The sequence below is a fragment of the Okeania sp. genome (assembly GCF_035285525.1).
In the GTDB taxonomy this organism is placed as follows: Bacteria; Cyanobacteriota; Cyanobacteriia; order Cyanobacteriales; family Microcoleaceae; genus Trichodesmium.
Genome location: NZ_JAYKGW010000147.1, coordinates 1 through 13167 on the forward strand (window position 1 = coordinate 1; position 13167 = coordinate 13167).

Annotated in this window: 10 protein-coding genes; 8 read left to right on the forward strand and 2 right to left on the reverse strand. The window is 34.6% G+C overall.

The annotated features are described in order from the left end of the window. A partial coding sequence (locus tag VKJ25_RS13950; protein WP_324237235.1) for a hypothetical protein occupies nt 1–208 on the reverse strand: 208 nt, incomplete at its 3' end. A gap of 303 nt (nt 209–511) precedes the next feature. Between VKJ25_RS13950 and VKJ25_RS13955 the strand changes: the two genes are divergently transcribed. Then, entirely contained in the window at nt 512–1774 is a 1263-nt protein-coding gene (locus tag VKJ25_RS13955; protein ID WP_324237236.1) for a bifunctional folylpolyglutamate synthase/dihydrofolate synthase, read from the forward strand. A gap of 228 nt (nt 1775–2002) precedes the next feature. On the opposite strand, the gene VKJ25_RS13960 is transcribed toward VKJ25_RS13955, so the two are convergent. Then, nucleotides 2003–2764, reverse strand: a complete 762-nt coding sequence (locus VKJ25_RS13960; RefSeq protein WP_324237237.1) for a DUF4388 domain-containing protein — start codon at nt 2762–2764, stop codon at nt 2003–2005. A gap of 602 nt (nt 2765–3366) precedes the next feature. On the opposite strand from VKJ25_RS13960, the gene pilM reads away from it, so the two are divergent. The 7 genes from pilM to VKJ25_RS13995 all read left to right on the forward strand — a co-directional run bounded on the left by pilM (nt 3367) and on the right by VKJ25_RS13995 (nt 12769). After that, the gene (gene pilM, locus VKJ25_RS13965) at nt 3367–4464 is read left to right on the forward strand and encodes a type IV pilus assembly protein PilM (protein WP_324237238.1); all 1098 of its coding nucleotides are present in this window, start codon (nt 3367–3369) and stop codon (nt 4462–4464) included. A gap of 7 nt (nt 4465–4471) precedes the next feature. Next, complete coding sequence (locus VKJ25_RS13970) at nt 4472–5287, forward strand: PilN domain-containing protein (protein WP_324237239.1); 816 nt, start codon at nt 4472–4474, stop codon at nt 5285–5287. 2 nt (nt 5288–5289) lie between these two features. Further along, entirely contained in the window at nt 5290–6078 is a 789-nt protein-coding gene (locus tag VKJ25_RS13975) for a pilus assembly protein PilO (RefSeq protein WP_324237240.1), read from the forward strand. Between the two features lie 1678 nt (nt 6079–7756). Further along, complete coding sequence (locus tag VKJ25_RS13980; protein ID WP_324237241.1) at nt 7757–10123, forward strand: AMIN domain-containing protein; 2367 nt, start codon at nt 7757–7759, stop codon at nt 10121–10123. A gap of 706 nt (nt 10124–10829) precedes the next feature. After that, entirely contained in the window at nt 10830–11234 is a 405-nt protein-coding gene (locus VKJ25_RS13985; protein WP_324237242.1) for a tetratricopeptide repeat protein, read from the forward strand. A gap of 416 nt (nt 11235–11650) precedes the next feature. Then, nucleotides 11651–11788, forward strand: coding sequence for a hypothetical protein (locus tag VKJ25_RS13990; protein ID WP_324237243.1), 138 nt, complete (start codon nt 11651–11653; stop codon nt 11786–11788). A 687-nt stretch (nt 11789–12475) separates the two neighbouring features. After that, on the forward strand, nt 12476–12769 hold the full coding sequence (locus VKJ25_RS13995) for a 50S ribosomal protein L11 methyltransferase (RefSeq protein ID WP_324237244.1): 294 nt from the start codon (nt 12476–12478) through the stop codon (nt 12767–12769). The last annotated feature ends 398 nt before the right edge of the window (nt 12770–13167 follow it).

Genomic DNA, 13167 nt, shown 5'->3' on the forward strand with positions numbered 1-13167 from the left:
CAGTAGAAAAATTTAGGAAAGTTTTCCTGTAGTAGAATTTCTCAAACTCAAACAAACAAATATTATCTTTCCATAACCACTCAAAACTATCACCTTGGAAAATTCCCAATTTAATCAGCAGAAAAACTTCAGAGAATTTTCCTGTAGTAGAATTTCTCAAACTAAGACAAACAAATATTATCTTTCCATAACCACTTCCAACTACCACTTCAGAAATTTAGTCTCAACTCTTAATCAAATTAAAATTTCTAATTTAATCAGTAGAAAAATTTAGGAAAGTTTTCCTGTAGTAGAATTTCTCAAACTCAAACAAACAAATATTATCTTTCCATAACCACTCAAAACTATCACCTTGGAAAATTCCCAATTTAATCAGCAGAAAAATTTCAGAGAATTTTCCTTCAGTCAAATTAAAATTCCAATAATCAGCTACGATAGTCTAATTATTATAATTATTATTTTGTAAACAAAAAAAAGCTGAAAGCTGATACCTAATTCCCATAAAAAAACTGTGAACTCGATAGACTCTTTCCTCAAACGCTTTGAACATTTCGGGGTTGAACTTGGCCTCCAACGCATTTATCAACTTCTAGATAACTTAGACAACCCTCATTTCCAAGTACCCATAATTCATGTTGCTGGAACTAATGGTAAAGGTTCCGTCTGTGCTTACCTCTCATCCATCCTCAAAACAGCAGGATATAAAGTCGGACGTTACACCTCCCCTCACCTGGTTGACTGGACAGAACGTATTTGCCTCAACGAACAAAAAATTTCCTCCAATATATTAGAAGAATTATTAGAAAAAGTAGAAGCAGCTATTCAACCAGAACAACCTTCACCCACTCAGTTTGAAGTTATTACTGCTGCTGCTTGGTTATATTTTGCCCAACAAGAAGTAGATGTAGCAGTTGTAGAAGTAGGTTTGGGAGGTAGACTAGACGCTACGAATGTTTGTCACCAACCAATGGTGACAATTATTACTTCTATTAGCTGGGAACATTGGCAAAGATTAGGTTCTACTTTGAGTCATATTACTGGGGAAAAAGCGGGTATCCTAAAACCAAGATGTCCTGCCATCATTGGAGTATTACCCCCTGAAGCAAAAAAAGTAGTAGAAAAACGTGTTACCAAACTAGAATGTCCTGTTGTTTGGGTCGAACCCGCTGAATTATTACAAGAAAGTCAGGAAAATAACTCATTCCCAGTAGCTAATTATCAAGGTCTTGAATATAAAGTACCATTATTTGGAGATGCACAATTAATAAATTCAGCGATCGCTATTGCCACAGTTCAAGTGCTAGAAACTCAAGGTTGGGAAGTCCCTACCGCAGCAATAAAACAAGGAATAGCTGCAACTAAATGGCCTGGACGCTTACAATGGACTACATGGAAAAATCGCCAATTATTAATTGATGGTGCCCATAATGCTGCTGCTGCTCAAGTATTGGGACGTTATGTCAGAACACTCAATTATCCATCTATCAGTTGGGTGATGGGAATGCTTTCTACTAAAGAACATTCGGCAATTTTTCAAGCACTTTTGAGACCAGGCGATCGCCTCTACTTAGTTCCTGTACCAGACCATAGTTCGGCTGACTTGGAGCAACTTAGGACTATGGCTCAGGATATATGCACAGAATTAGAATTTTGTCAAGTTTATTCCCATCTAACAGCAGGTTTAGAAAAGGCTATTAATGACAGTGAAAATTTAATTGTTTTATCTGGTTCTCTATATTTATTAGGTCATTTTATCGCCATTAGCAGTCACTAAAGTATCAGCTTTAACTAGGGTCTACTGATTAAATTTCACAGTCTTTACATACTAATGTTTTTAGCCTTTTGAGGTCGTGAAAAAGAACCTGTTTTTTAGCTTTTAATAGTCCTCAAGTTAGGATTTTAGACATCATTGAGCAAAAAAAATTACCCCCCTACTCCCCTACTCCCCTACTCCCCTACTCCCTACTCCCTACTCCCTACTCCCTACTCCCTCCACTTCCCTTCAGCAAGCCCTAACTACAGCTAATGGAGGTAAATCAGGTAAAATAGTAAGTTGAATTAATCCTTGATTAACATAATATATTAATTTTTTAGTTAGACTTAATAAATCTTGCTTTAAATAAAAAGCCAAATCTCGCAATGTCATTTGTTTACTTATTAATGCCTGAAATTTTTTGTAGATTGAAGTAGACGCCTGTTGTTTAAGAATCTCAGGTTTATTCAATACAGGTGCTAAATTAGGAGAAAATTTGTGTAAATTTGCATCACACCAATTTTCCCATATTGGCTTTACCTTTTCAAAAGCTTCATAGATGCTCAAACGAAAGATAGGTTGGAGCATATCTGCTCGTAGATGACAACTTATAGAAGTAACCTGTAAAATCTCTAAATTATCTTTCTGAATTAAATCAAATAATATTTCTATCAAAGTATTTTTAATTATAGAAATAGCTTGGGAAGGTGAAATTTTTTCCTGTTTGAGTAAAACATTAATTATGTAATATTGCCAGCTTTGGCAAATATCATAAGTTGAAAAACTTAAAGTTTCTAGAGAAATAAAAGGGCAAAATTGAGCAAAAATTCTACGCCATCTTCGCCAAGAGCTATTACCACCTGTTGCCCAAGTTAGAGAACCCCGATTAAAATATAATTGCCACTGTTGTTCTTGGTTTTGAATTTCTAATTTACCACTAAATTTTTTAGGTATTAGACTAATTAAATGATTAAAAAATCTCGCTCTAGTCTGTTTGGTTGTAGTAATCATTTTTAATACTTCATCAATGCAGTTCTGACTTATAATATTCTCAGTTTTTAGGGAACAGTTCAATAATTAATAATGAATAATTCTAATAAGAAGACTTGCTCAAAGGAAATTTTTTCTTTTCTCTCTATTAATAGAGAGGTTTTGTATCCTTGTTTTCGGCTAGAAATTTCAGTCTTTTGATTTACTTTTTGATTTTTTACAATCAATTTAGGATTGCTATTATATTAGTTTTTTCTTTAATTTGTTTATCTACATTATTTATTTAGTCAATTCTGTATAATGTATAATTTATTTATTGGAGGTAGATTAACTTCTGCCTGCTTTAATAATAAAGCAATAAAAATTTAGACACAACTCAAATAAGATTACTAAGTACATCAGCAAAATTAATTACACATTCTCTTTAGATATCTCCCATATTATCCAGAAATAATTGATAATTTCTGCCTATTCCCTGTTATCTGTTCCGTCCCTCAGCTAGGAAATTAATTTTGCATGACTACTTAATATATATAATTTATAGGTAAGCATTCCACAGGAAATGCTTATATATAGTAAAGCAACAAAACCAAATTTTTATTAAAATTAAAATCGGGAGAAAAATGGTTAATTACTTAAAAAACTTCTTTAAAAGAAAGCAGCCGGGAATAGGAATAGAACTAGGTCCAGAAAGAATTAATATTGCAGAAATTCATCAACAAAAAGACAAATTAAAATTAGTAAATTTTGCTACAGCAGAAGTACCAGAAGATGTGTTCTTTGAAGGTCAAATAATTGATGCCCCCACAATGGCAGAACTAATAGAGTCAATTATGACAGATAATAATATCAAAACTCGCAGAGTAGCAACAGCAATTTCTGGAAGAGAAGCTGTCACCCGTGTAATTCCTGTACCAACAGAATTAAACGACCAAGAACTAAAAGATTATATGAATCAAGAAGCAGGTTTATACTTACCATTCCCCAGAGAAGAAGCAGATGTAGACTATCAAAAATTGGGAGTAATAATAGACCCAAATGATGACTTAGAAAAAGTACAAGTAGCTTTAGTAGCAACGAGAAAAGAAATAACAGATACCTATATAGAAGTTTTTACACAAGCAGGACTAGCAATAGACGTTTTAGAAGTAAGCAACTTCGCCCTCATCCGCACAGTAAAAGATATACTTCAACAATATGGACCCCAAGAAGCAACAGTAATTGCCAATTTAGAATTTGACAGTACCGAACTTTCCATTGTAGTAGATGGAATACCCCAATTTAATCGGACAATTCCGATTGGTACTTATCAAATGCAATCTTCCTTAAACGAAGCAATGAATTTACCTCCAACCAGAGATACTGCTGAATTAGTAGGGATGACTGTTCCAGTATTAGATACAATGGGGGTAACAGGAGGTGATTCAAATCCGGGAACTAATGCTCTACTAAAAGTATTATCAGAATTAGCAGATGAACTCCGACGCTCAATAGATTTTTATCTCAACCAATTTGAAGATTTGGAAGTCGCGCAATTATTATTAACAGGGTCAGGAGCGGCAATAGGGCAAATTGATGACTTTTTTATGCAACGTTTAAGTTTACCCGCGTCTAAAGTCGATCCAATCGAAACTTTAGCCTTAGAAATAGAAGAAGAAATTATGCCAGAACAACGTTTTGGTCTAGGAATCGTATTAGGTTTAGCATTAAGAGAGGTATAAATTAATTATGTATGGCCTAGATATAAATTTTCTTAATGATCGCCCAGAATATAAGAAAGATATTCCTAAACTAGAAAGTAATGGACTATCACTAGAAGACCCAAGGCCAATTCTAATTGGGGCAGCAGTGGCAGTAGGAGTTAATGGCCTAGTTGCAGGTGGGTGGTTATATCTAAATCAGGTAAACACTAGACTTCAGACAGATTTAGATAAATTAAATGGAGAATTAAGTGCATTAGATGCTAAAATTAAAGACTTGGAAGCCATCAAAGAAACAACTAAAAAATTTGAGGCAGAAGCCAAAGCTTTAGCTACAGTTTTCGACCAAATCAAACCGTGGTCAGCACTGTTAGGAGAGTTTGGTTCTTTAGTTCCTAGGGGAGTAACAATTACTAGCATAGAACAAAAAGAAGTGGCAGTAACAGCTCCTGCTCCACCCCCAAAATCTAATGAAAAGGAGAACAAAAAAGAGACTCCAGAACCCCCAAAACCAACAGCAACTTTATTATTTAGAGGAACTTCAGATTCTTACGGTAAAGTTAATGACTTTTTATTATTATTAGAAAGTTCTCCATTTTTCCAAGGAGAAAAAACTAAATTAATTTCTGCTTCAAAAAAGCCTAATCCAGCTACATTAGAATTAAAAGAATCTAATAGAACATTAGCACCAGAAATACCAGAATTACCTGCAGTAGTTGAATATTCAATAGAAACAAATCTTAGTCCTTTAGGTGCATCAGAATTACTGTCTCAGTTAAAAAGTAAAGGAGCAATTGGATTAGTAGATAGAATAGAAACACTAAAAGAAAAAGGAGTAATTTAAAAATGGTAGGAACCAGTGAGGAAAATCTAGAAGAAGAACAATTAGAAGAGGAAAGAGAGGGTCTGAAAATTTTTGGGTTATCCCTTAAAGACCCAAGATTAATAGGAGGAACTATTGGGATTTTAGGCTTAGGGGTAGCAGGATTATTAGGCTATAATCAGCTCAAGCCAACTATCGAAAAAGGTGTCGAATTAAGAACAGAAATAAAAGCAGCAGAAGTTAAAATAAAAGAGCTAGACAAACAAATAAAAGAACGACCAAAAGCAGAAGCAGAAAAGAAAAAAGCTGAACAGCAAAGAGAAGATGTAACTAGCTTATTTGCTACAGAAAAAACCATGAAAACTCTGCTGTATGATATGAACAAACTCATCGACCAAATTAATATAGGAATTACAGATGAAGACCAACAAGCTAAAATGACAAGGTTTCAACCACTGGATCCAAAAGATGGTAACTACATTGTCACCGATAATTCATTAGGACCACTGGTAAATGGCAAATTAAAGCGACGAGAATTTCAAGTAGAATTTGAGGGTAGTTATCTGCAAACCAGAGCTTTTATGATTGCTTTGGAAAGGATGCAAACATTATTAGTAGTTAAAAATTTAAGAACTACACTGGAACAAGACAATCAAACTATAGAAGTTGAATGGAAACAAAATAAGTTCATACCAGTTAGTAAGCCAGAAAGTAGACTAATAACATCCTTTGATATGCACGCTTTATTGGCCTTAAGTGAAGAAGAAGCATTAGGTAAAGAAGATTCTACAAAAGAAGAAGAAACAAAGTAAGGATTTAGCTGCCAGCTATCAGTTATGATTTTGATTTGTGATAAAAACCATATTATTAAGCTAGAATTAAACCTTACCACAAAAGTCGAAAATTCGGCTTCGTATTCATTTAAAGATAAGGTATTATTGCTGTTAGCTGACATCTAATACCTGAATGCTTACGAAGCAAAATAACATAGTTTGTTAAAAAGATGTTATTTTATTAAAAAAAGTAGTCTAAGTGCTATGTATAAATTTTCCTAACTTACAAAATTTAGGAAGTTCTGAAAATAACTTTTTCATCCTGATGGGGATAAGCAATTGTATTTTTGTATAAAGTTGTGAACCACCTGTCTAAAAAACTTTGTGGAAAGTAGAGGACTGGGAAACAAGGTAGTTAATAATTAATAATTTAATTACCTCTTTTGTTTGATAAATAAAGGATTTGCTAAAAGAAATTTTTTCTTGTTTCTAAATGAATGGAGAGGCTTTGTAGTTTAATTTTTTGGTTGAGGAATAGAAAATATAGTAGTTAGAAAAAACTACTTAAATTGTCAAGAAAGTTGATTTTTAAAGAGACTTTACTTTCCTAGACAAGCATCTCAAAGACTCAATCATAAGCTTTCTATTTAGGGCTTGTCTATGGGATATTCAAAGTCTTTACAGATAATTTTTTTAGCCTTTTTAGTCTAGAAAAAGTACCTGTTTTTGAGCTGCTTAAGGCTCCTTAAGCTAACATTTTAGACAGATAGTTGGGCAAAAAAAATACTTTCCTACTCCCCCCTACTCCTTAAAATAAAGACTTTTACGGTTCCCGATAAATCAGGCAACCCTATTTAGGGTTTGTTGATTAAATATCAAAGGATTTATGGGTAAAGATTTGAGAAATTTTAGGTCAGCAAAAAGTAACAGCTTTTAGCTCTTGGAGCTACGGTTCGCGAACAATCAAAAAGCTCGCATTTTTTGCTTATGGGAGGCAGAAAAATCAAGGGATATTTCATCTCACTACCTTCTTACTTATTACTCACTTATTACTCATTTATTCTGACTCCTCCCCTCTACTAAAAGACTTTTTCAGCAAACCGTATTTAATCAAGATTAACCAGAATAAAAACAATTTCAAAAGCCTTCTTTATATATTCCCAAAATCCTCTATTACTATTATTTTTTTATTTGAAATTTATTTTAACCAGAAATGGCACTACCTTTTACTAGATTAGAGGTATACTGACAGCAAGAACCTTAATCTTAATCTAAAAAGCTAAAGAGAGATTTTTATTTCTAGTTCAAAAATACGGGTGCATATAAATTTTTAATAAAGCTAAAAAAATATCACTTTCAGGAAAAAGAGAACAGGGAACAAGTATAGAGGAAAAAAGTATTTTTCCAAACATTGAGATACACTAAAAATACCTTTTTCTAATCTTGTTTTTTGTACAAACAAAAAGGAATGGGAATTTATAGAACCAGTAGTCAAAATATCATCCCTTAATTTTCTGTCCCTATCTTTCCCAAAATCCTAACTTGAGGAGCATGAAGCAGCTCAAAACCAAGTACCTTTTCATAACCTAAAAAGGCTAAAACTTTTATCTGTAAAAGTTTTCATACTTTTTCAGTAAACCCTAACTAGGAAAAAATTATATTTTTTAGCAAAATACTAATATCTTACAATAAACAGTCAAGTGTGGAGTTAAAGAAATTGAAACAGCAAATACAATTTGGTAGTGGACTTTTAACTGGAGTTGCAGCAATAATAATAACCCAAACTCCAGCCTTTGCCGTAACCAAAATCACTAAAGTCCAGCTAAGTTCAGGAGACGGTGGGATGAATATTGTCCTAGTTACAGAAAATGGCGATCGCCCCGAAGTATTCTCAGTTAACAAGGACAACTCTTTCATCGCTGATATTATCAATGCTCAACTAAGCTTACCGGAGGGTAACAAATTTAGGAAAGATAATCCAGCCCCTGGTATAAAATATGTTGAAGTAACCCAGGTAGATGCTAATAGCGTGCGTGTAAATATTCGTGGCCAAGAAAGTCCTCCCAGAGGCAGAATTATCCAAGGAGCAAAGCAAGGAATTATCCTCAGTGCAGCAGTAAGTTCAGGAGAGATAGCTCCAGCTCCTGAAACTAATAGTTTTCCTCCACCCTCAGCACGTCCAACTCAGGGAGTACAACCTGAAAAAAGGTCAGAAACAACTACAACCAAAAAACCAGAAGTATTATTACCAGACTCAGGACTAACCGGAGATGGTTTCCCTACTTTACCAGGACAACCATCACCAAGTGAAGTGCCACCATTTTTACCACGAGCCGTAGCACCGCCAGTAGGGGATATAGCCATATCAAATATCAACCCTTCAGTAGAAGTTATAGATTTAAACACCCAAGAAAAAATACCTCGTTTAGTATTGCGAGAGGCTCCAGTTAGAGATGTTTTGGCTTTATTAGCTAGAGCAGCAGGGTTAAATGTTGCTTTTAGTTCTAGTGAAGAAACAAAAGAGGGACAAACTATTTCCCTAGATATTGAAAATGAGCCAGTCCAAGATGTTTTTAACTATGTTTTACGTTTAAGTGGGTTACAAGCAAATCGGGTAGGTAATACAATATTTGTGGGACAAGAGTTACCAGCGCAAGCTAGAAATGTGGTAGTTCGTTCCTTCCGTTTAAATCAAATTAATGCCCAAGAAGCTGCGGGTTTTTTGGTTAGTTTGGGAGCTGAAAGTGCTATTGTTACTAGCCAACCTGTAACTCAGGTTAATACAGTTAATATTCCTGGAACTAATCAAGCAATTACTAATACGGAAACAATTACCAGAACAGTTGTGCAACCGCTACGTTATAATCCCCAAGACGCTCCCCCAATATTGAAAGGTTTACAAATAGCAGTTGATAACCGACTCAATAGTATTACTTTAGTTGGTTCGCCACAAAAGGTAGATGTAGCAGCAGCTCAATTAATTCAATTAGATTTACGACAAAGACAAGTAGCTGTAAATGTTAAAGTTATAGATGTAAATTTAGCAGCAAATGAACAGTTTAATAGTAGTTTTTCTTTTGGAGTAAATGACACATTCTTTATTAATGATAATGGAGCAGCATCTCTAAATTTTGGTAGTCTTCAACCAGCTACTCAAGCACAGCAAAATTCTAGTTATCCCCTAGCTCGTCCTGTTACTCCTAATCCAATTTCTGGAGACCCATTCTTTGATAGTCAACGTAGATTTGATGTGCCATTTACAGGTATCCCTAATGTTAATGGGGGTGCAGGTACTTTCCTCAGACCAATATCTCCCACAACCAGCGAACCTACAAGAGTTGGAGTTGCAGATTATGATCCCTCAGAGGTAACTGCTAATGATGATGGAACACTGGATATAACACTAGGAGAAGCAACATTTGGTTTGTTTCCCCAAATTTTGTATCCTAGGAGATTTTTGGCACAGTTACAAGCTAATGTTGTAAGTGGTAATGCGAAAATTCTCACGGATCCAACTTTAGTGGTTCAAGAGGGGGAACAAGCTAGTGTAAATCTGGTGGAAAATGTTGTGAGAAGAATCCAAAGTACCTTTACAGATGATGGTGGTACAACTAGAGAAACTAGAACTCCTCAGTTTGAAGATGTCGGATTAATTCTTGGTGTACAAGTAGAGAGAATAGATGATAATGGCTTTATTACTTTAACAGTCAGTCCAACAGTAAGTTTTATTTCTCAGAGGGTACAAACAAATAGTAATAATACAGATGAATTTGCAACAGAAGTTTCCAGGCGTGAGGTACAATCAGGTAAAATTCGTCTGCGAGATGGACAAACTCTGATTCTTTCTGGGATTATTCAAGAACAAGAAAGAACAACGGTAAGTAAAATACCTATTTTGGGAGATTTACCAATTATTGGTACTCTGTTCCGTAGCAGTCAAGATGAAAGTCAACGAGCAGAGACGATTGTTTTACTGACTCCTCAAATATTGGATGATGGCGATCGCTCTTCTTGGGGATACCGATATAATCCCAGTCCAGATGCTTTGCAATTGATGGAAAGAGGTCAACCAAGACCACGCTGATGAAGGGTGGGAAGATGGGGGAGGGTGGGAAGATGGGGAGGATGAATCCTGTCTATAGATATATAGTAATTCTGGTTTAGACTAAGACAATAATTTATTGCTGTCAAAGGATTTCAGCTCAAAAAATATTTCATTCTTATTCAGAATAACTATAAATGTAGGTTGGGTTGAGGAACGAAACCCAACAATAATGATCTCCCCTAACCCCCCTGAAGAAAGTTATGCTTTATAAACATTTTTCTTAACAGAAAACTTGACAAAATAGACACATTATGTATAAATCTGGGAGCAACTTTTTGAGGAGAATAAATGTAATGAGTGAATACATTTTCTTGAAAACTTTAAGTAGTTTTACATACTTATATAGACTGTTTCTCCCTTCTCTCCTACTCCCCTCCTCACAAGGGTTTCAGGAGTTCCTCATCAAGCATAGCTTCAGAAAGAAGGGGGGACTTTGATAACTTAGAAACCCGGTTTCTTAAAGAAACCGGGTTTCTCTGTCTCCCTACTTCCTACTCCCTACTCCGAAACCGGGTTTCTCTGTCTCCCTACTCTCTCTAGTAGATTAGGGCGGGTTTATATCAATCTTAAGGTAAGCATAAAATTTCTGCTAAAACCCGCCCCTACATATTGCTGAAAAGAGCGATCGCTTTTTGGCTGAAACTGGGAAAACTGGAAAAGGTAGGTATTGAGAGAAAACTAGCAAATGCAAGGAACAGAGAAAGAATATATGGAAGCTCGTCAGCAGCGCAGTAAGATATTGAAAAAGATAATGTCCTTAGTGGGGTGTATATCTTTTGGGGGTACTGCTTTGTTTGGAATAGCAAATATGTTCAAAAGTGGTTTACAGCAACCGCAACAGTTAGAGACGTCAGCAGTTGTGTCTGTAGAGGAGCAGTTGCAGAAAACAGCAAGGGGATATGAGATTGTCTTGGAACGGGAACCAGAAAATGTGACTGCTTTGGAAGGTTTGGTTAGAGTGAGGTTGGAGATGGGGGATAGGAAAGGGGCGATCGCTTCTCTGGAAAAGTTGGTGGAGTTTTATCCTGAGAGAGAGGATTATAAAGTTGTGTTGGAGCAGGTGAAAGTAAAGATTAAAGATAGTAATTAATCTTATCAATTTTCTGAGATTTAGACAATTATTTTTAGGATAATTTCATTATTTGGGAAAAAAACTAATCTGATTCATCATTTTTTATATTATGGGTTCATAAAAAGTTATTGATTATGGGATAATTAGTATTTATGGCAATTATCGAATTGATGAGGTATAGCACGATCCCCCTAAATCCCCCTTCAGAAGGGGGACTTTGAAGTTCCCCCCTTCAGAAGAGGGGTTAGGGGGGAGCTAATATCTGTAAGATCGCAGATTAAAAAATTGCTATGAGGTAGTTTTGATGATGCAGTCAATAAAAGGTATTTTTAAAGATGGTCTGATTCAACAAGAGTGAATCTGTTTCTGATCGAGAATATCATTCAGTTATTATTACTTTATTAGACGTACCAACGAGTTTTAAAATAGTAGGTTTGTCAGAAGAAAAAAATAAAGCTGAGTGGGATAGATTATTCTCTGTTATAGAAAGTTGTGAGATGGAAACAGGAATAACTAATTTAGCAGATCAACACGATTATTATTTGTATGGTACACCAAAACATGATGATTAATTCCCAGAAAGTTTTTGTGGATACATTACCTTGGATAGCTTTGATTAATAGATGAAAAGAGGGAGTAGGGATTAGGGAGTAGGAGTAAATAATTGATTATATTGGAGGTGTCTAATAGTAGTGATAATTTATCGGCTAAAGCTAAACAAATTTTGGTTAGACTAAAGCAACAGCAAGTTATTTTAGTAACAAAATAATTGATTTTGTTAGAAGTAGCTGATGCTTTATGCAAAACTCATCTACGTCAAAAAACTTATGCCTAGATTAATGAAATTAAACAAGTTCCAAATATTATTAAAATTATCCCTTTAGAGCAAAGTTTATTAGAGGAGGGTTGGGCAATTTACCATCAGTATTCTGACAAAGATTGGGGATTAACTGATTGTATTAGTTTTGTTGTAATGACGCAAAAAGGTATTACTGAAGCCTTTACATCTGACAGGCATTTTCAGCAAGCTGGATTTACTAAATTAATGTAATTAGTATTTCTGTATCCGAAAAAAATTAGCTGATAAAAGTGGCAATCACTCCCCTGGAAAAGTTAGTGGAGTTATATCCTGAGAGAGAGAGTTATAAAGTTGTTTTGGAGCAGGTAAGATTAGAAATTTAGAAATAAAATTGACAATTTGAGATACAATTAAAATACAATATAATAGACATATAACCCTCTATATAGGAGATTTGGGTATGCAATTTAGTGAAACAGAAATTATAGAAAAAATCAAAAATTATGGCTGGTATCATACAATACAATTAACACAAACAATTAAGACTCCTGGTCAGGATTCATATTTACCTATGCAGGAAGTTCCTCTACAAGTTTTAAGAATGCTAGAGCGAAAGGATGGAAAAGTTTTGGATATTGGTTCTCGAGATGGTTTATTCTCTTTTGAAGCGGAAAAGTTAGGAGCAAAAGAAGTAATAGGTATAGATAACGATTTGTCTCCAGCAGCAGTTGAGTTTTTAATTCCTTTTTTTTGAGTCAAAAGTGAAAATGTATGAACTTAACCTATTTGATTTAAAACCTGAAACTTTTGGTACTTTTGATTTAATAATATTGTGTGGTGTTTTATATCATTTAAGATATCTATTTTGGGCATTAAAAGTTCTGAGAGATGTTTGAAATCCATTAGGAACAATGATTATAGAAGCAGGAGTTATTTTGAATCAAAATAACTTACCTTTATTGTTTTGTCCTATTGGTAATGAAAGTCCTTATGAACCTAAAAGTTGTACTTTCTGCAACTGAAAAGGATTAGCAAATACGCTGTTCAGCATAGGGTTTACTCTAGAGCATATAGAATGGTTAGGAAATGCTTCTGAGGAGCAATGGTAAAGATAAATATGGCATCTATCTTAATACATTGTCAGGGAAAACG